This window comes from Aureivirga marina, from assembly GCF_015767265.1.
Classification (GTDB): Bacteria; Bacteroidota; Bacteroidia; order Flavobacteriales; family Flavobacteriaceae; genus Aureivirga; species Aureivirga marina.
This window is the reverse complement of sequence record NZ_JADPIB010000003.1, coordinates 90,341-107,645: the sequence shown is the minus strand read 5'-3', so window position 1 is coordinate 107,645 and position 17,305 is coordinate 90,341. Positions and strand designations below refer to the sequence as shown.

At 28.0% G+C, this 17,305-nt stretch carries 21 protein-coding genes and 2 tRNA genes; 14 read left to right on the top strand and 9 right to left on the bottom strand.

Annotated features, from left to right (window positions below; translation table 11 throughout):
- Window positions 1-44: 44 nt before the first annotated feature.
- Window positions 45-947 carry a helix-turn-helix domain-containing protein gene (locus tag I1A51_RS07290; RefSeq protein ID WP_196892555.1) on the top strand — a complete coding sequence of 301 codons (903 nt, stop codon included), beginning with the start codon at window positions 45-47 and terminating at the stop codon, window positions 945-947.
- Window positions 948-999: 52 nt separating this feature from the next.
- Here I1A51_RS07290 and I1A51_RS07285 read toward each other — a convergent pair whose 3' ends face one another.
- Window positions 1,000-1,176, bottom strand: a complete 177-nt coding sequence (locus I1A51_RS07285; RefSeq protein ID WP_196892553.1) for a DUF3606 domain-containing protein — start codon at window positions 1,174-1,176, stop codon at window positions 1,000-1,002.
- A 160-nt stretch (window positions 1,177-1,336) separates the two neighbouring features.
- Window positions 1,337-2,275: an FKBP-type peptidyl-prolyl cis-trans isomerase gene (locus tag I1A51_RS07280; RefSeq protein ID WP_196892551.1), complete on the bottom strand. Its 939-nt coding sequence runs from the start codon at window positions 2,273-2,275 to the stop codon at window positions 1,337-1,339.
- Between the two features lie 78 nt (window positions 2,276-2,353).
- Between I1A51_RS07280 and I1A51_RS07275 the strand changes: the two genes are divergently transcribed.
- From I1A51_RS07275 to I1A51_RS07265, 3 genes are read left to right on the top strand one after another with little or no spacing between them, the layout of a single operon-like run.
- The gene (locus I1A51_RS07275; RefSeq protein WP_196892549.1) at window positions 2,354-2,749 is read left to right on the top strand and encodes an RNA-binding S4 domain-containing protein; all 396 of its coding nucleotides are present in this window, start codon (window positions 2,354-2,356) and stop codon (window positions 2,747-2,749) included.
- Window positions 2,736-3,314 carry a methyltransferase domain-containing protein gene (locus I1A51_RS07270; RefSeq protein WP_196892548.1) on the top strand — a complete coding sequence of 193 codons (579 nt, stop codon included), beginning with the start codon at window positions 2,736-2,738 and terminating at the stop codon, window positions 3,312-3,314. Before I1A51_RS07275 ends, I1A51_RS07270 begins: the two co-directional genes overlap by 14 nt.
- 6 nt (window positions 3,315-3,320) lie before the next feature.
- Window positions 3,321-3,599 carry a hypothetical protein gene (locus I1A51_RS07265; protein ID WP_196892546.1) on the top strand — a complete coding sequence of 93 codons (279 nt, stop codon included), beginning with the start codon at window positions 3,321-3,323 and terminating at the stop codon, window positions 3,597-3,599.
- 53 nt (window positions 3,600-3,652) lie between these two features.
- Here the strand turns inward: I1A51_RS07265 and I1A51_RS07260 are convergent, their stop codons facing one another.
- The 3 genes from I1A51_RS07260 to I1A51_RS07250 all read right to left on the bottom strand — a co-directional run bounded on the left by I1A51_RS07260 (window position 3,653) and on the right by I1A51_RS07250 (window position 6,209).
- Window positions 3,653-4,564 (bottom strand): AraC family transcriptional regulator, encoded by a 912-nt coding sequence (locus tag I1A51_RS07260; RefSeq protein ID WP_196892544.1) that lies wholly within the window; start codon window positions 4,562-4,564, stop codon window positions 3,653-3,655.
- Complete coding sequence (locus I1A51_RS07255) at window positions 4,564-5,475, bottom strand: oxidoreductase (protein WP_196892542.1); 912 nt, start codon at window positions 5,473-5,475, stop codon at window positions 4,564-4,566. The genes I1A51_RS07260 and I1A51_RS07255 overlap by 1 nt, the downstream gene beginning before the upstream one ends.
- 95 nt (window positions 5,476-5,570) lie before the next feature.
- Entirely contained in the window at window positions 5,571-6,209 is a 639-nt protein-coding gene (locus tag I1A51_RS07250) for a rhomboid family intramembrane serine protease (protein ID WP_196892540.1), read from the bottom strand.
- A gap of 62 nt (window positions 6,210-6,271) precedes the next feature.
- On the opposite strand from I1A51_RS07250, the gene I1A51_RS07245 reads away from it, so the two are divergent.
- The 3 genes from I1A51_RS07245 (at window position 6,272) to I1A51_RS07235 (ending at window position 7,466) form a co-directional block, all read left to right on the top strand.
- On the top strand, window positions 6,272-7,156 hold the full coding sequence (locus I1A51_RS07245; RefSeq protein ID WP_196892533.1) for a lysophospholipid acyltransferase family protein: 885 nt from the start codon (window positions 6,272-6,274) through the stop codon (window positions 7,154-7,156).
- 138 nt (window positions 7,157-7,294) lie between these two features.
- Window positions 7,295-7,370: transfer RNA gene (locus I1A51_RS07240), tRNA-His, on the top strand.
- A 20-nt stretch (window positions 7,371-7,390) separates the two neighbouring features.
- Window positions 7,391-7,466 (top strand) — tRNA-His (locus tag I1A51_RS07235).
- A gap of 135 nt (window positions 7,467-7,601) precedes the next feature.
- On the opposite strand, the gene I1A51_RS07230 is transcribed toward I1A51_RS07235, so the two are convergent.
- Window positions 7,602-9,044, bottom strand: a complete 1,443-nt coding sequence (locus I1A51_RS07230) for a S41 family peptidase (protein WP_196892532.1) — start codon at window positions 9,042-9,044, stop codon at window positions 7,602-7,604.
- Between the two features lie 124 nt (window positions 9,045-9,168).
- On the opposite strand from I1A51_RS07230, the gene I1A51_RS07225 reads away from it, so the two are divergent.
- The 5 genes from I1A51_RS07225 (at window position 9,169) to I1A51_RS07205 (ending at window position 11,776) form a co-directional block, all read left to right on the top strand.
- Window positions 9,169-9,678 carry an RNA polymerase sigma factor gene (locus I1A51_RS07225; protein WP_196892531.1) on the top strand — a complete coding sequence of 170 codons (510 nt, stop codon included), beginning with the start codon at window positions 9,169-9,171 and terminating at the stop codon, window positions 9,676-9,678.
- Window positions 9,665-10,102, top strand: coding sequence for a hypothetical protein (locus tag I1A51_RS07220; protein ID WP_196892530.1), 438 nt, complete (start codon window positions 9,665-9,667; stop codon window positions 10,100-10,102). Before I1A51_RS07225 ends, I1A51_RS07220 begins: the two co-directional genes overlap by 14 nt.
- 4 nt (window positions 10,103-10,106) lie before the next feature.
- Complete coding sequence (locus I1A51_RS07215; RefSeq protein ID WP_196892529.1) at window positions 10,107-10,631, top strand: DUF4252 domain-containing protein; 525 nt, start codon at window positions 10,107-10,109, stop codon at window positions 10,629-10,631.
- Complete coding sequence (locus I1A51_RS07210) at window positions 10,631-11,188, top strand: DUF4252 domain-containing protein (protein WP_196892527.1); 558 nt, start codon at window positions 10,631-10,633, stop codon at window positions 11,186-11,188. Before I1A51_RS07215 ends, I1A51_RS07210 begins: the two co-directional genes overlap by 1 nt.
- Window positions 11,189-11,350: 162 nt before the next feature.
- A complete protein-coding gene (locus I1A51_RS07205; RefSeq protein ID WP_196892525.1) occupies window positions 11,351-11,776 on the top strand; it encodes a hypothetical protein in 426 nt (141 codons plus the stop codon).
- Between the two features lie 72 nt (window positions 11,777-11,848).
- Here the strand turns inward: I1A51_RS07205 and clpB are convergent, their stop codons facing one another.
- Window positions 11,849-14,437, bottom strand: a complete 2,589-nt coding sequence (gene clpB, locus I1A51_RS07200; RefSeq protein WP_196892523.1) for an ATP-dependent chaperone ClpB — start codon at window positions 14,435-14,437, stop codon at window positions 11,849-11,851.
- A gap of 260 nt (window positions 14,438-14,697) precedes the next feature.
- Between clpB and I1A51_RS07195 the strand changes: the two genes are divergently transcribed.
- Both I1A51_RS07195 and ytxJ read left to right on the top strand, forming a co-directional pair.
- The gene (locus I1A51_RS07195) at window positions 14,698-15,138 is read left to right on the top strand and encodes a hypothetical protein (RefSeq protein WP_196892522.1); all 441 of its coding nucleotides are present in this window, start codon (window positions 14,698-14,700) and stop codon (window positions 15,136-15,138) included.
- 113 nt (window positions 15,139-15,251) lie between these two features.
- The gene (gene ytxJ, locus I1A51_RS07190) at window positions 15,252-15,647 is read left to right on the top strand and encodes a bacillithiol system redox-active protein YtxJ (RefSeq protein WP_196892520.1); all 396 of its coding nucleotides are present in this window, start codon (window positions 15,252-15,254) and stop codon (window positions 15,645-15,647) included.
- Between the two features lie 95 nt (window positions 15,648-15,742).
- On the opposite strand, the gene I1A51_RS07185 is transcribed toward ytxJ, so the two are convergent.
- Both I1A51_RS07185 and I1A51_RS07180 read right to left on the bottom strand, forming a co-directional pair.
- A complete protein-coding gene (locus I1A51_RS07185; protein ID WP_196892518.1) occupies window positions 15,743-16,381 on the bottom strand; it encodes a chloramphenicol acetyltransferase in 639 nt (212 codons plus the stop codon).
- Window positions 16,378-17,073, bottom strand: coding sequence for an HAD family hydrolase (locus I1A51_RS07180; RefSeq protein ID WP_196892516.1), 696 nt, complete (start codon window positions 17,071-17,073; stop codon window positions 16,378-16,380). Before I1A51_RS07180 ends, I1A51_RS07185 begins: the two co-directional genes overlap by 4 nt.
- Window positions 17,074-17,305 lie beyond the last annotated feature (232 nt).

The following is a 17,305-nucleotide window of genomic DNA, read 5'->3' as shown; positions in this document are numbered from 1 at the left end:
CAAAATCAAAGTTTTATATTTGTATCATTAAATAAAAGAAATTTATGAATAAGAATAAAATCATAAAATTTGATACAATAGAAGATTTTCTGGATATAATTAATCAAAAATCTAAAAGACCATTTTCAACGTTTCATATGTTTTCATTTGAAGATGTAAATGAAAATACACCAACTTCTATGCCCCCGTATCAGATAAATTTCTTTCAGATTAGTTTTATTGAATCGAGCTTAGATTCTAAAATTAAATTGAATATTTCCGATGATATTTCTATTGATAAATCAGTTTATTTCGTTTCTCCTGAGCATGTTTTTTCTTGGAAATGGTATAGAGATGTTAAAGGATTTCTATTATTTTTTGATACTTCTTTTTTGAATTTTTCCAGAATTAAATTGGAAGAGGAATTTTATGATTTATTTGATTTTAGAAGAGAAAACGTCTTGAATTTATCAACACAAGAAAGTTTAGAAATTAAAGAAACTATTTTAAAATTATACAATGATTTTAAGAGTGATAGTTTATATAAATATCAAATTATACAAACGAGCTTATTAACACTACTTTTCAAATTAAAAAATATTTATGCAAAAGAAAAGCTTCAAGAAAATAAAAAACAAAGTAGAGTTGAACTAAAATATAGAGAGTTTCAAAACTTAATTAAAAATAGTTATATCATTCAAAAAAAAGTAAAATTTTATGCTGAACAACTTCATATTGAACCAAATTATTTGAACGAAATTTGCCAACGAATTGTGCAAAAAAGTGCAAAACAAATTATTCAAGAATTTGTTCTAAACGAAGCAAAAAAAATGTTGATTTATACTTTAGACGATATAGCAGAAATTTCTTTTAAATTAGGATTTAGTGAAACAACACATTTTATAAGATTTTTTAAAAATCAAACAACAGTAACTCCTAAAGCATATCGAAAATTAAATATTCAATGAGAAGAAATAATATCTCAAGATAAAATATTATTTCTTCTCATTGAATAAAGTTTTACTTCTGAAGATGTTTTTTCACTTCATCAGCAAAAACACCAACTTCTTCAACGGCCTTTTCAATTTGACTTTGAGAAACGTTAAATTTATTAGCCCAGTAATTCAATTCCCAAGGTTGATTTACATTAATTTTTTTTGGATCTTCTGGTCCTCTTCTTTTTAAATCATCACTCATAATATTTTTTTCGCCTTAATATTAAATTTTTAACATATTTTCTATAATTATATCCAAATATATATAATTAAGTTAATTATAATACAAACAAATATCATATTTTAAACAAAAAAAGGCTGATTTAAAAATCAGCCTTTTCAGTTTTTTTTATATCTTAATTCTAGTTATTATCTAAATAATCTGGAGTTCCATCATTATCCGAATCTCTTGCATCATCTGGATTTCCATCACGATTTTCATCTGCATTTTCTCTAATCGTTTCTTTTCCATCATTATCATCATCTGGATCTAAATAATTTGGAATTCCATCACCATCTGTATCAATAGCATCACTTGGATTACCATCACCATTTGGATCTGCATTTTCATATTTTGTTAAAATCCCATCATTATCATCATCTCCATCTAAGAAATTCAAGAAATTATCATTATCCGTATCATCATCATACTCACCATCACCATTTGGATCTTCGAATTTACTTAATAATCCATCTCCATCCGTATCTGTAATATTCACATCATCTAGATTAACTTGGAAAACTAAAGGAGAATTTGCAGGAATTAAACCTCCAGCGCTTGTTCCATATCCTAATCCAGAAGGCATTACAATAATTCCTTTTCCATTATCAACATAATCGAAAGTTCCATCATCATTCGTTTGTAAAATTCCTCCTTTAAAGTTTGGTAATCCATGAGCCCAACCTGCAATTACACTGTTTAATGTTAACCAAATATCGTTTTTTCTTTCTTCAAAAACATCTCCGTTTAACAAACTTCCTTTATAATTTACTAAAACAGAATCTACTGGTGTAGGAGAAATAGTTACACCTTCATTTTCTACATAATAATAAAGTGTATATTCAATATTATTTCTTAAAACTTTTTTCTCCAACATCTGATCAAAAAGAGGCGTTTGACTTCCATCTATATCCTTAATTTCATCATCAGTTGTGTCTAAGTAATGTGTCTTTAAATAATCTACAATATCTTCATCATCTGTAATTGCTTGCGCAGCATGATTAAATCCATCATCATCGCTTTTACATGCAATAATAGAAAGGGTAGCAAACAATGCTAATACGATTCTTTTTAATTTCATTTTAATACAAATTTAAGTCCGCAAGATACAATTTTCATACCTTTGTTAAAAGACAAACGAAAAAATTTAGATTATTGTATGAGAATAGATAAATATTTGTGGTGTATTCGTATGTTTAAGACACGTTCAATTGCTACAGATGCTTGTAAAAAAGGACATGTAAAGATTGAAGGTTCGAATGTAAAACCTTCAAAAGAAGTGTTTGGAACAGAAAAAATCATCGTTAGAAAAAACCAAATAAACTACCAAATAATTGTCATGGACATTCCACCAAATCGTGTTGGGGCAAAATTGGTTGATTTATACAGAAAAGATATTACTCCAAAAGAAGAGTTTGAACATTTAGAACTTCTGAAATATTCAAAAGATTATTATCGTAAAAAAGGAACTGGAAGACCGACGAAAAAAGATCGAAGAGATATTGACGAATATACAGATGATACATATATAGAAGAAAATCATGGAACTGAATAAAGAATATTGGGAAAACCGATATGAAGAAAATGAAATTGGTTGGGATATTGGCCATGTTTCAACACCAATAAAGGAATATGTTTTACAATTGAAAAATAAAGATATTAAAATTTTAATTCCTGGTGCTGGAAATGCTCATGAAGCAGCTTTTTTACATGAAAATGGATTTACAAATGTTCATATTTTAGATATTGCAAAAAATCCATTGGACAATTTTAAAGAAAAACATCCTACTTTTCCAAAAAAACATATTATTCAATCTGATCTTTTTCAATATGAAAATTCTTTTGATTTAATTATTGAACAAACATTTTTTTGTGCTTTAAATCCTGAATTAAGAGTTAATTATATTGAGAAAATGCATGATCTTCTTTCTAAAAATGGAAAAATTATAGGTTTACTTTTTAATACTTTTGAAGAACATACTTCTCCTCCATTTGGTGGAAATAAAGAGGAATATCTTTCTCTTTTTAACACACATTTTTCTGCTGTAAAAATGGAAAAATGTTATAATTCTATAAAACCAAGATTAGGAAAAGAATTATTTTTTATTGCTGAAAAATAAAATAATATGAAAAGAAAAAGATGGATTAGAATCATTTTTATAATCGTTTTTGCTGGAATTTCATTTTTTATAAGTTATGGGATTATCTATAATTTATTAATTCCAGATCCGTGCTTTTATCACACAAATGAAATGAATTCTTTTATGAAATTATTTTACGGAACATTTCCAGGTGAAAATGGGCATCCATCACCAAATCTTTTTAATATAATTTCTTCTTTATTTATAGGTGGGTTTATTGGAAATTACACATATTTAAAAGTTTTAAAATTAAAATATACTTAGAGAATAATATAAAAAGCAGAATTGATTTTAGGAAAGTCGATTCTGCTTTTTATTTAATTCAAATTTTCACGAAATTTTGTTGGAGTTATTCCAAGTTTTTTCTTGAAAAGTCTACTAAAATATGGTGGATATTCAAATCCCAGTTGATACGCAATTTCTGTCACAGAATTATTCGAATTCAACAACAAATATTTTGCTTTTTCTATCAATTGATAATGAATATATTCTTGAATATTTTTTCCTGTTTCTTTTTTTAATAAATCACTTAAATAACTGGAAGAAAGATGTAATTTATCAGAGAAATAACGCACATTTGGAATTCCTTTTGTTTCTAAATTTTCTTCTTTAAAAAATTTCTTTAATTCACTTTCAAATCGCGTCACTATATCTTTAGAAATAGAAGTTCTCGTAAGAAATTGACGATTATAATATCTCTTAATATAATTTAATAGTAATTCAATATTTGAAACAATAATGTCATTACTAAATTCATCTGTATTTAATTCACTTTCCTCTTTAATTTTCTTCATAATTGAAGTTATACTTTCTTTTTCTTTCATGGAAAGATGCAAAGCTTCATCTGTTTCATATTCAAAAAAAGCATATTCATGAATTTTCTCCATTAAATTTGACTTGAATAATAAATTAGGATGAAAATAAATTGCCCAACCATTAAAATCTCCTTTTTTTGAAATTCTATCATAAGCAAAAGATTGTCCTGGAGCCATTCCATATAAACTTCCTTCTTGAAAATCAATAAAACTTCTTCCATAAGAAAATCCTTTTGGTGATTTTATTTTTAAAGAAATTACATATAAATCTGAAACAACTTTTTTATGAATCATTTCTTCAGTGAATTCAATTTCAGACAAATCTATAACTAAAATCAAAGGATGCTGTGCTTCTTTTAAATTTGAAGTTTTCGCCAACTCACTCACAGATTTTATATGCAAAATATCTTTCATTATATTTCAAATTTAATTCCTGAAAATTCTTCTGTTTTTCCCCAAAGCTTTTTCGTAATTTCTCTATTATTAGCCATTACATTTATTTCATTCAAAACAGGAAATCCTCTCCAATTTGACATTTTTTCTGGCCCATAATATTCACCACCTTTTACATTAGTATCAGTTGCAGCTCTTAGAGAAGGTAAAATTCCCATTTCTATTTTTTGAGCCATTAAAAAATTCATCACAATTCCCTGAAACCCCATATGTTGTTGCAAATTTGTTGCAGTATAACCTGGATGTGCAAGAACAGATTTCACATGACTTTTCTTTTCTTTTAATAATTTATCCAATTCTATTCCAAACATCATATTAGATAATTTACTTTGCGCATAAGAAGCCATTTTATCATAAGACTTCTCCCAATGCAGATCATTCCAATAAATATCTGCTTTTTTCATTTTTGCAACCAAACTACTTAAAGTTACAATTCTTGAATTTGGTGTTTTATTTAAAATTGGAAATAAATATTTAGTCAAGGTAAAATGTCCGATGTGATTTGTACCAAACTGCAATTCAAAACCTTGTTTTGTTTGTTTTTTTGAATTTGGCATCATCACTCCAGCATTATTAATTAACACATGTAATTCTTGATATTTTCGAAGGAATTCATGAGAAAAATTTTTAATAGAAACCAAATCGCCTAAATCCAATTTCATCAAATCTAAATTTGCATTTGGAACTTCTTTTTTAATCTTCTGTACAGCTCTTTTACCTTTTTCAAGGTTTCTTACTGCCATAACGATTCTAGCATCTTTTTTAGCAAGTTCTTTAGTCGTCCCAAAGCCTAATCCACTATTCGCTCCTGTAATAACAAAAGTTTTTCCCATTTGACTTGGGATATTTTCTGTGTTCCATTTCTTTGCCATTTTCTATTATTTTATAGTTTATGACAAAGTTCTTTCAAATAGTGGTTTTTGAATTATACAAATTTTGGTTTCTATTATAATATTTCTAGATTTTATCATCTAATTTTTTTCTCAAAAATGAAAAGTATAATTAAAGGAAGTGCTAAACCGATTACAAGCCATTTTTCAGTAATAAACAAAGAAGGTTGCATCATTAAAGTTAAAACAAAACCTGTAACAGCTCCTCCAAGATGTGCGTCATGTCCAATATTACCTAATTGCTTTTTCATTCCATAAATTGTGTATAATAAATATAAAATTCCAAAAACATAAGCTGGAAGTGGAATTGGTAAAGGGAAAATTAGTAATTTCATTTCTGGCGAAAGCAAAATAGCTGAGTATAAAACTCCTGAAACAGCTCCTGAAGCACCAATTGCGCTATAATAATAATCATGTTTATGATAATATAAAGACAACATACTTCCAACAAATAAACTTCCAACATAAATCAATAAAAAGTTCCAGATATTTAAATTATAGATTACATTTTCTGAAAATAAATAAAGTGCATACATATTAAAGAATAAATGTATCCAATCTGCATGTAAGAATCCAGACGAAAACATTCGAAACTTTTCCCCTTGTAAAATTGGTCCTACTTGGAATTTATAACGATCAAAAAAATGTCTATCTCCAAAACCTTTCCACGACACTAATACATTTAAAACAATAATTCCTAATACAATTTTGTTCATATTTTTTCTTCTTTTTTTATCAAAGATAAAATTATATCCGATATTTGCATATTTTTAAAGTTATGCAATTAATAGTATTTATCTTAGTTTACCCGATTATTTGGCTTATTTCCATTTTGCCATTTCCTTTATTATATTTATTATCAGACGTTTTGTTCTTTTTACTTTATTATGTAATTGGATATAGAAAAAAAGTTGTTTTTAATAATTTAAAATTAGCTTTTCCTGAAAAATCACATAAAGAATTAAAAAACATAGAAAAAAAGTTCTACAGCCACTTTGTAGATATTTTTTTAGAAATGATGAAAACATTCACTATTTCTGGAAAAGAAATCAACAAACGCTATAAATTTAAAAACATTGAACTTTTAAAAGAATTAGAAAAAAAGAACAAAACTGTTATTGTCATGGGTTCTCATTATGCAAATTGGGAATGGATGGCTCATTTGGCTCGTTTTTTAGATTTTGAAGGTTTTGCTGCTTATACAAAAATTGGAAATCCATATTTTGACAAAGCAATTAAAAATACAAGAGGAAGATTTAATACAAACTTAGTTCCTTCAACAAGAATTAAGAGAAAAGTACAAGATAATTTCGAAAATAATATTTTATCTATTTATGGTTTATTAAGTGATCAATCTCCACAATTGAAAAAAGCAAATTACTGGTCTACTTTTCTAGGAGTAAAAGTTCCAATTTTTGTTGGAACAGAAGTTATGGCTAAAAAATATGACTTTGCAGTAGTTTATATTAATGTGGAAAAAATTAAAAGAGGATATTATGAAGCAACTTTTAAAACTATCACAGAAGAACCAAATTCAGTAGAAAATTTTAAAATCACTGATACATATATTTCACTTTTAGAGAAACAAATTAGAAATAAGCCGGAATATTACTTTTGGACACACAAAAGATTTAAACATATGAATAAAGCACCAAAAAATTAATTTTTTATACTATTATTTATCAATCAGTTAAAAAATTTATTAAAAAAAATAAAAATATTTTTTACGAAAACCCTTGCAAATATCAACTAAAGACGTATATTTGCACCCGTTAAAACAAAACGCTATAACAAGTAAAATGGTGATTGTAGCTCAGCTGGTTAGAGCGCCGGATTGTGGTTCCGGAGGTCGCCGGTTCGAAACCGGTCTTTCACCCTAAGCTTTTTGTTTTAACATGGTGATTGTAGCTCAGCTGGTTAGAGCGCCGGATTGTGGTTCCGGAGGTCGCCGGTTCGAAACCGGTCTTTCACCCTACAAAAAAAGGATTCCAAAAACGGAATCCTTTTTTTGTTTTATGTATTTCTTTTAAAACCTTTTAATTTAGAAAATAAAAAAGCTTAAAGAGTAAACTTTAAGCCTTTTCATATTATAATTGAATATTAATAATTTATCTCGCTGTTTTATAATCAATGTACATTCTACCAAAATTTGGTGCATGTGTTTTAGATAAATCAAATTCTTCATTAAAGTCAGTTGATTGGAAAACTCTTGAAGTTGCACTACTTGATCCAGTAATTAAACCTAAAGCAGCATTTAACAATGGTTCATTTTCATCACCTAAAACTCCTAAATTTCCTGATTGCTCACCAATTTGTTCCGTTGGAGCAATTCCTTGTGGGAAATTTACACCATTTTTATTTTCAATAGAAAGAACAATTGGTTGCATTGCCCAAGTATGATTTGGGTTAGCTCCTTCTCTACCAAAATTCGTAGAATCGTAAATTGTAATAGAACCTACGTATTTTCCACTTGTAGTTTGTCCAATTGTTTTTACATTAATATATGGTAAAAGAGAATTAATTAATAATTCACTAGCAGAAGCTGTATTATTAGTCGTAATTACATATAAATTATCTAATTGTAAACTTTGAATTGCAGTTCCATCTGTCATTGAACTAACAAAATGATTTTCTAAAGTTCCTGGATTGTTATTTACAAAATAATCTTGTACTTCTGCATTCCATTTTTCTTTACTTGCAACTTGTCCTGTAAATTGTCCTGTTACCATACTAGATAAATATGTAGCAGTTCTAACAGAACCTCCACCATTATATCTTAAATCGATAATTAAATCTGTTACGCCTTCTGCTTTTAATTGACCGAAAGCATTATTTAACTCTTTATCATATGAGCTAACAAATCCATTATACATTAAATAACCAATCTTTTTTCCAGATTGTTCGATTACTTCATTAATAAATACAGGATTTTCATCTAATTCTGTTTTTACTAAATCTTTTGTAGTTCCATTTTCAACTGGATTTCCACCATTATAATTTGCCAAACTAATAGTGTACGAATCCGAAGAGAATAATAAATCTCTATAATTAGATTCTGTAATTCCAGTTCCATTTACTTTTGTAAAAATATCACCTCTTGTGATTCCTTTTGCTTTTGCATCTGAATTTGGTATAACATAAATAACTTCACCATAAACTTGAGAAGGCGAATCTTTAAATCTATATAAACGGAATTCCATTCCATTTGATTTTGTTACTCCTTGAAATGATTTTTCAAGTGCAACATAATCATCTACAATCCAAGACCATTTGTCCGTTACATTTCTTTGATATAATAACGATTCAAAAAGTGGATCAGGTTGATAATTTGCGATAAAATTATTTAATTCATCTTGACTTGAAAAACGATCATTTGCTAAATTAGGAACTTGATCTTTCCAAAAATAATACGTATTTAAACCTTTCCAAATAAAATTTTGAACCTCTAAATTTTGAGGAACATTTCCAGAGTTATTCGAAGAGTCATCATCACTACAACTTGCTGAAATAAACAGCAATACCAAACTCATTAATAAACTAATTTTCTTCATTATTTCTTCACTTATATATTCTACATTTCTCGCAATTTAAAAAAAAATTAAATTACTCTGTAACAAATAATCGCAATCCTCGTCGTTATATTGTATTTGCAGTGTTAAAATAATGCTTTATAAAATGAAACAAAGTGAATTTTTAAAATTAGTGATGCCTTTTAAAGATAAGGTTTTTAGAGTAGCAAAAAGAATGCTAGTTTCTACAGAAGAAGCAGAAGATGCTACCCAAGAATTATTCTTAAAACTTTGGAAGAATAAGAAAAGTATTTCTAAGTATAAAAATTTAGAAGCATTCGCAATGACCGTGACGAAAAACTATTGTTTGGATAGGCTAAAATCAAAACAAGCAGGAAATTTAAAATTAGTTCATAGTAATTATAAGGAAAAAGAAACGTCTTTAGATAAGAAAATAGAAGCGAAAGACTCTGTTTCCAAAGTTCATGAAATAATAGAGAATTTACCTGAACAACAAAAATTAATCATCCAATTAAGAGATATCGAACAATACGAGTTTCACGAAATTGAAGAAATGTTAAACATCAAACAAACAGCAATACGAGTTTCATTATCAAGAGCAAGAAAAACAATCAGAGAAGAACTTTTAAAACAACACAATTATGGAGTTAGCTAACATAGAAAAGTTGTTGGAAAAATACCTAAACGCAGAAACAACAATTCAGGAAGAAAAACAATTACGATTGTATTTTACTAATGACGAGATTCCTCCTCATTTACAAGAATACAAGCCATTGTTTAATTATTTTGAAGAAAGTAAAAATGATAATTTCACACAGAACATTCGTCTAAACACTAATGAAAATAAGGAAACGAGATGGAAATGGTTGAGTGTGGCAGCAATGTTGATACTATTTGTTTCCGTTTACACTTTTATTCAAAAGAAGAAAGAATATGAAGCGCAAGAAGCTTTTGCACAAACACAAGAGGCATTGAAGCTCATTTCGACAAACTTGAATAAAGGAACTTATGCAGCAATTGTTCATATAGAATCAATTGAGCAAAACCAAAGTAAAATTTTTAAAAATCCAAAACAGTAAAAAAATGAAAAAATTAGTTTTAATAGCAATATTATTTATATCAGGAATCACATTTGGTCAATCAAATTTATTTTCAAAATTTGATGACAACCCAGATATTACAAAAGTTGTAGTAACAGAACACATGTTTAAATTAATGAAAGAAATTTCTTCTGAAAGTTCTGAAGGAAAAGAATATGCAGATTTAATTTCTGGAATCAAAGCTTTAAAAGTGTATACAACAGATGATCCAGTGATTTCAAAAGATATGAAATTGGAAGTGGATAAATTCTTAGCAAATACAAAATTAAAAGAATTAATGAGAATTGATGAAAAGGATGTTCAAGTTAAATTTTATTTTGCGGAAGGAAAAGATTCTGATCATGTAAAAGAACTTTTTATGTTTGTTACGAATTCTAATCCAAAATCGGATAAAGAAACAGTAATTCTTTCTTTAGAAGGTGACATTGATTTAAAATCAGTTGCAAAACTTACAAATCAAATGAACATTTCTGGAGGAGAACATTTAAAAAACCTAAATAAAAAATAATGAAAAGATTAGTCGGAAATTTTATATGGATCTTTGTATTGGCTTTCACAATTATCTCTTGTGACTCAAAACCTAGCTTGCAAAAGTTTTTTGTGGAAAACCAAAATAACGAAAACTTTATAGTACTTGATGTTCCATCAAGTACTTTAATTAATTTGTCTGATGATATGACTCCTGAAGACAAAAAAACGATTGAATCATTTCGTAAAATCAATGTATTGGCTTTACAAAATGAAAATAATAAAAATGAAGAATTATATGATTCTTCAAAAAGTAAATTAAATACGATTTTCAAAGATGAAAATAAGTACAAGCCTTTAATAAAATCAAATTCAAAATTTGGTAGCTTCGATGTTTATTTTCAAGGGAAAGATGACGCTATAGATGAAGTTATTGTTTATGGTTATGACAAAGAAAAAGGTTTATTAGTTGCTAGAGTTATTGGTAACGATATGAATATTGGGAAAATCACTCAAATAGTAAATAAAATTAAACCTAATGAAGACGGAATGAAATCTCTTACAGGTTTATTTACAAAGAATTTTGAGATCAATTAAGTTTTTGTTTTATAATAATGGATCAAAAGCTACTAGTTAATTCTAGTAGCTTTTTTATTTCTACCTACTTCATGGTATTCTAAAATTTTACCTCTTTTATGGTATAAATAAATCTATAAATCCTCGGAACTTTACATTATTATTAAATTAAAAATCAAAATTATGAATACAGTAAAATTAAAATTAACTAAGCAAGATGGAAGTTCTTATGGTTATGTAGGATTAGTAAATGACCGATTTATTGGAGGAGTTAGTGAAGATAAAGCTGTTATTTTTGAACAGGAGGATTACAAAAATGGGAATTCAGAAGCTTATTATTACAAAGTTAAAGGAACTCACTATTATATGGATCAAAGTTCTAGAGATGGTCATATTTTTAAAGATAAACCATTTCTAAGTGTTCATCAATCATCTATTTATGCATGGAAATATACGGATAAAGAACTTCATGCTTTTATTGCTAATAAAGATTCTAGGCAAGTAATGGGATTACCAAGAAATTCTAGACAGGATCATACTTTACCAGAAAATAGTCTATTTTCAAACTTTGATGGATTTCCACTAAATGTTGATTTGGTTCAGGTTTAATATTAAAAATAAAAAGAGGTTTTCAAATTACAGAAAACCTCTTTTTGTATGTACCAAACTTTAAACTATAACTTAAACATTTCTAAATACTAACTTGTCATCGAAAGCATCTAACATTATTTTACTTTCTCCTCTAACTTTCCCTGCTAAAATTTCTTTGGAAAGTTCATTTAAAACTTCTCTTTGTATAACTCGTTTTACTGGTCTTGCTCCATATTGCGGATCAAATCCTTTTGCTGAAAGTGATTTTAAAGCTTCATCACTTACTTCCAATTTAATATTTTTCTGCGCTAAAAGTTTCGAAACTCCTTTTAATTGTAATCCAACTATCTCAGAAATTTCGTGCTCATTTAATGGTGTAAACATAATTACCTCATCAATTCTATTTAAGAATTCTGGACGAATACGCTGTTTTAATAAACCAATAACTTCAATTTTTGTAGATTCTGTAACAGCTTCACGCTTATTCATATCTAAATCTTCAAAATTTTCTTGAATAATTTCAGCTCCCATATTCGATGTCATAATGATAATCGTGTTTCTGAAATCTGCTAATCGTCCTTTATTATCAGTTAATCGCCCTTCATCTAAGACTTGTAATAAAATATTAAATGTATCAGGATGTGCTTTTTCTATCTCATCTAAAAGAACTACAGAATATGGCTTTCTACGAACTGCTTCTGTTAATTGTCCACCTTCATCATATCCAACATATCCTGGAGGTGCTCCAACCAATCTACTCACTGCATGTCTTTCTTGATATTCACTCATATCAATTCTTGTCAATGCATTTTCATCATCGAAAAGATATTCTGCCAAAGCTTTAGCAAGTTCTGTTTTTCCAACTCCTGTTGTTCCTAGAAATAAGAAAGAACCAATTGGACGCTTATTATCTTGTAATCCAGCTCTTGAACGACGAACTGCATCTGAAACAGCTATAATTGCTTCTTCTTGTCCAACTACTCGTTTATGTAATTCTACTTCTAAATTTAAAAGTTTTTCTCGCTCACTTTGTAGCATTTTCTGTACAGGAATTCCTGTCCATTTTGCAACAACCTCAGCAATATCATCTGCTGTAACTTCTTCTTTAATCAATGATTTTCCTTGATTTTCTTGAAGTTCTTTTTGCAGTTTTTCTAACTTTTCTTGCTCATCTTTAATCTTTCCATATCGTAACTCAGCAACCTTACCATAATTTCCTTCACGCTCCGCTCTTTCAGCTTCTAATTTGTAATGTTCAATTTCTTCTTTTGCAGCCTGAACTTGATCAATTACATCTTTCTCACTTTTCCATTTTGCGTTTATTTCATTACGCTTTTCTTTAATGTTTGCTAATTCTTCTTGTAAACTAGAAAGCTTTTTCGAATCATTTTCTCTTTTGATTGCTTCAATTTCAATCTCAATCTGCATAATTTTACGATCTAGAACATCTAATTCTTCTGGTTTTGAATTAATTTCCATTCGCATTTTTGCAGCAGATTCATCCATCAAATCAATCGCTTTATCTGGTAAAAATCGATTTGTAATATATCTTTGTGAAAGTTCAACAGCAGCAATAATTGCTTCATCTTTAATTCGAACTTTATGATGTGTTTCATATTTATCTTTAATTCCTCTCAAAATTGAAATCGCACTTTCCACATCTGGTTCATCTACTGTAACTTTCTGAAAACGTCTTTCAAGTGCTTTATCTTTTTCAAAATATTTTTGATATTCATCCAAAGTTGTTGCTCCAATTGCTCTCAATTCTCCTCTTGCTAAAGCTGGCTTTAAAATATTCGCAGCATCCATCGCTCCTTGTCCACCTCCTGCTCCAACTAAAGTGTGAATCTCGTCAATGAAAAGAACAATATCACCTTCTGCGGAAGTAACTTCTTTTACAACAGCTTTCAGACGTTCTTCAAATTCTCCTTTATATTTTGCTCCAGCAATCAAAGCTCCCATATCTAAAGAATAAATTTGCTTATTCTTTAAATTTTCAGGAACATCTCCTTTTACAATTCGATGTGCTAATCCTTCTGCAATTGCTGTTTTACCAACTCCTGGTTCTCCAATTAACATCGGATTATTTTTTGTTCTTCTGGAAAGAATTTGTAAAATTCTACGAATTTCTTCATCTCTTCCAATTACTGGATCTAATTTTCCATCAAGTGCAAGTTGATTCAGATTTTTAGCATATTTACTTAGAGAATTATACGATTCTTCTGCACTTTGTGAATGTACATTCGAACCTTTACGTAATTCTTGAATTGCAGCTTCTAAGTCTTTTTTTGTAACTCCTTGATCTTTTAAAATCTGTGAAGTTGTGTCTTTTGTATCTAAAATTGCTAAAATTAAATGTTCAATTGTTACAAACTCATCGTTCATTTTTTTAGCGATTATCGAAGCTTCTGTCAAGGTTTTATTTGCTTCTCTAGAAAGCATTACTTGCCCTCCAGAAACTTTCGGATAATTTTGAATTGTATTATCTAATATTTGATTTAAAAGTGTAACGTTTACATTTAATTTTTTAAATAAAAATGTTGTTACATTTTCATCAACTTCTAAAATTGCTTTTAGAATATGTGCATTTTCTATTTGTTGTTGGCCATTCTCTTGCGTCAATAATTGCGCTCTTTGAATAGCTTCTTGTGATTTGATTGTATAATTATTAAAATTCATAGTCTGTGTTTTTATTCGAATCAGCTTAGTCAAATAGTATTCCTACTTAAAATTACAAACTAAACAAGTCAATTTGTCTTGTATATTCGTTAATTTTATGACAAAATGACTTTAAATTTTCTTATCGAATGAAAAATTTACAGATACTTTAAAAAGGAAGTGAAATAATTTGAGGTAAGCTAAAAATAAAATTATGATTTTTATGATTGAAAAGAAAAAACACCTCTCTTTTATGTACTTTTACGAAAACCAAAAAGCTAATGAGAAATTTCTTTGAACATTTTTTTTTATTCTTCTATAATACATTTTTCTTTTTAAAATATAGAAACAAATTACCTAAAGAATCGACAATTGAAAATCCAAAATTAGAGTACGATTGGATTCGTGGTGGAATACATTGGAATGATGAAGGTTTAACCGATAGACGAGATTTAAGAGAACTTTATCATCCATTCATTTTTATTTGTCTTCACAGAAAAGACCTTGTTACATATCCAAAAGAAGAACTTAAAACCAAAACTTTTAATGTGATTATGTTCCATACTGCAAAATTATTTTTTCCAGATTGGATTGGTTTCTCAAAAGAAAGGTGCTCTTATAATCCAGAGTTATCCAATCGAATTAAAAGAATAGAAAAAGTATCTGATTGGAAAATACAAAAACATTTTGAAGAATTAGAAAGAGATGAAGAAGATTCATAAAATCATTTTGATTAAAATATAATTTTCACATTTTTACGATATTAATCCTAGAAAAAAATAGTAGTTCTGTAATTTTTGAATACATTTGCCGACCAAAATAGCAAATTAGAAATATGGGAATTTTTGGAAAACTATTCGGAACTCCAGAAAATGATATAAATACAAAGAATTCTGTTTCACAATGGATTGAATTAAAAGATTTAAAAACATTAAGTGAAATAAAAGAAATTTCGAAAGAAAAACCAGTTGTCATTTTTAAGCATAGCACACGTTGTGGTGTTAGTCGTGGAGTATTAAGACAATTTGAGAGATTGATGTCTGACTATAAAGAAACAGATTTTTATTTTCTTGATTTATTAGCACATAGAAGTGTGTCAAATGCAATTGCAGAAATATTTCAAGTAATTCACCAATCTCCACAAATGTTAATTATAAAAGACGGAGAAGTGGTAAAACACGAATCACATTATCAAATTGTTGATGTGCCACTTACTAAATATTTATCATAATTAGTAACGTAATCTATGATTTACCCTGCCTAGACTGATTTTAAAGTCTAGGTTTTTTTTTGAAATAAAAAAGGGAACTTTTTCGTTCCCTCCTATTAAATATTTTCTTGATTCATCAATTCTTGAAATTTTTCCAAAAATCTTGAAATATGTAAGCCATCAACTAATCCGTGATGTACATCTACAGAAATTGGCAAAAACCATTTCCCTTCTCTTTCGAAAATTTTACCAAAAGTTATTTTTGGATTGCTCGATTTAAATTTAAAATTCTTTGCGTGTGTTAATCCAGTAAATTTATTCCAAGGTAGCGTTGAATAATGAATTGCATCCATTCTTTTTGCTTCTTCATTAAATCGAATTCCTGTAGAATTTGCAACAGCATCAATTTCTTTCTTTAAATCTTCTAAAAAAACAGAAAATTCTTCTTGATAAGCTACAAAAGAAAATCCAAAAGTTCCATCTTGTCTTCCAATTGTTGAACCTGCATGAATTTTATCATAACAAAACACTTTTCCATCTTCGATTCTGTATCTAAATTCTTCAACAGAATTTGCTGCTTTTAAAGATTTATATAGATAAAAAGCAAAAAATGAAAAACCATTTATTTTTGCATATTTTTTTGCAATTGAACAATCAATTTCCGTTACAACTCCATAGAATGGATCATCATAACTTGTAAAAAACTCAAAATGTTCTTTTCGATTCCAATTTTCTATATCAATTTCTCTTTTCATACTTTTAAAACATTAAAAAGATCTAAAATTCCTTCTAACTCTTCAAAATTTTCATCTTCTACATCATGAACAACTTCATGTTGCCAAGTTGTATGAAAAGGAACATAAATTGCTTTTGCTCCAAGTTTTAAAACAGGAAGCACATCAGAACGTAAAGAATTTCCAATCATTAAAAATTCTTCTGGCTCAATATCTAAATGCTTAATTAATTTTGTATAATCTTTCTCTTTTTTATCACTCATCACTTCAATATGATGAAAATATTTATCTAAACCAGATTTTTCTAACTTTCTTTCCTGATCTAATAAATCACCTTTTGTCGCTAAAACCAAGCGCATTCCTTTTTCATGTAATGTTTTTAGAACTTGTTCCACATTTTCAAGTAAAATCACAGGTTTATTCAACATATCTTTTCCGATTTGAATAATTCTTTCCATGATATTATGTGGAACCTGGTTATTTGTAATTTCCAAAGCACATTCCATCATCGAAAGAGAGAACCCTTTGATTCCATAGCCGTAAAGTTCTAAATTTTGAATTTCTGTATTGAAAAGTTTTGTATCAATCTCTTCTTTATCGCCATAGTCTTTTAAAAGCTCACAAAATTCTGCTTCCGCTTCTCTAAAATAAGTTTCATTTATCCAAAGTGTATCGTCTGCGTCAAATGCGATTGTTTTTATATTGCTATACATTTTTTTAATCTTTTTATCGATTTTAATAAATTATTCAATAGCTCACATCGAATTTTGGAAAAGGTGCTGCAAAGTTACTATTTTAATTTTGATTTTTTCAATCTTATAATTTTCATAACAACGAAAGGAATTCAAAAAACAACATTAAAGTTAAAATTTTGATTTTCAATTATTTATTAATTATTTTTAAAATAAATCTGTACAGATAATTTATTATTTAAGGAGGAAGATT

What these genes read in the sequence shown, in the direction of transcription:
- I1A51_RS07290 (WP_196892555.1), top strand. Translation starts at nt 45, where the DNA reads ATGAATAAGAATAAAATCATAAAATTTGATACAATAGAAGATTTTCTG.
- I1A51_RS07285 (WP_196892553.1), bottom strand. Translation starts at nt 1,176, where the DNA reads ATGAGTGATGATTTAAAAAGAAGAGGACCAGAAGATCCAAAAAAAATT.
- I1A51_RS07280 (WP_196892551.1), bottom strand. Translation starts at nt 2,275, where the DNA reads ATGAAATTAAAAAGAATCGTATTAGCATTGTTTGCTACCCTTTCTATT.
- I1A51_RS07275 (WP_196892549.1), top strand. Translation starts at nt 2,354, where the DNA reads ATGAGAATAGATAAATATTTGTGGTGTATTCGTATGTTTAAGACACGT.
- I1A51_RS07270 (WP_196892548.1), top strand. Translation starts at nt 2,736, where the DNA reads ATGGAACTGAATAAAGAATATTGGGAAAACCGATATGAAGAAAATGAA.
- I1A51_RS07265 (WP_196892546.1), top strand. Translation starts at nt 3,321, where the DNA reads ATGAAAAGAAAAAGATGGATTAGAATCATTTTTATAATCGTTTTTGCT.
- I1A51_RS07260 (WP_196892544.1), bottom strand. Translation starts at nt 4,564, where the DNA reads ATGAAAGATATTTTGCATATAAAATCTGTGAGTGAGTTGGCGAAAACT.
- I1A51_RS07255 (WP_196892542.1), bottom strand. Translation starts at nt 5,475, where the DNA reads ATGGCAAAGAAATGGAACACAGAAAATATCCCAAGTCAAATGGGAAAA.
- I1A51_RS07250 (WP_196892540.1), bottom strand. Translation starts at nt 6,209, where the DNA reads ATGAACAAAATTGTATTAGGAATTATTGTTTTAAATGTATTAGTGTCG.
- I1A51_RS07245 (WP_196892533.1), top strand. Translation starts at nt 6,272, where the DNA reads ATGCAATTAATAGTATTTATCTTAGTTTACCCGATTATTTGGCTTATT.
- I1A51_RS07230 (WP_196892532.1), bottom strand. Translation starts at nt 9,044, where the DNA reads ATGAAGAAAATTAGTTTATTAATGAGTTTGGTATTGCTGTTTATTTCA.
- I1A51_RS07225 (WP_196892531.1), top strand. Translation starts at nt 9,169, where the DNA reads ATGAAACAAAGTGAATTTTTAAAATTAGTGATGCCTTTTAAAGATAAG.
- I1A51_RS07220 (WP_196892530.1), top strand. Translation starts at nt 9,665, where the DNA reads ATGGAGTTAGCTAACATAGAAAAGTTGTTGGAAAAATACCTAAACGCA.
- I1A51_RS07215 (WP_196892529.1), top strand. Translation starts at nt 10,107, where the DNA reads ATGAAAAAATTAGTTTTAATAGCAATATTATTTATATCAGGAATCACA.
- I1A51_RS07210 (WP_196892527.1), top strand. Translation starts at nt 10,631, where the DNA reads ATGAAAAGATTAGTCGGAAATTTTATATGGATCTTTGTATTGGCTTTC.
- I1A51_RS07205 (WP_196892525.1), top strand. Translation starts at nt 11,351, where the DNA reads ATGAATACAGTAAAATTAAAATTAACTAAGCAAGATGGAAGTTCTTAT.
- clpB (WP_196892523.1), bottom strand. Translation starts at nt 14,437, where the DNA reads ATGAATTTTAATAATTATACAATCAAATCACAAGAAGCTATTCAAAGA.
- I1A51_RS07195 (WP_196892522.1), top strand. Translation starts at nt 14,698, where the DNA reads ATGAGAAATTTCTTTGAACATTTTTTTTTATTCTTCTATAATACATTT.
- ytxJ (WP_196892520.1), top strand. Translation starts at nt 15,252, where the DNA reads ATGGGAATTTTTGGAAAACTATTCGGAACTCCAGAAAATGATATAAAT.
- I1A51_RS07185 (WP_196892518.1), bottom strand. Translation starts at nt 16,381, where the DNA reads ATGAAAAGAGAAATTGATATAGAAAATTGGAATCGAAAAGAACATTTT.
- I1A51_RS07180 (WP_196892516.1), bottom strand. Translation starts at nt 17,073, where the DNA reads ATGTATAGCAATATAAAAACAATCGCATTTGACGCAGACGATACACTT.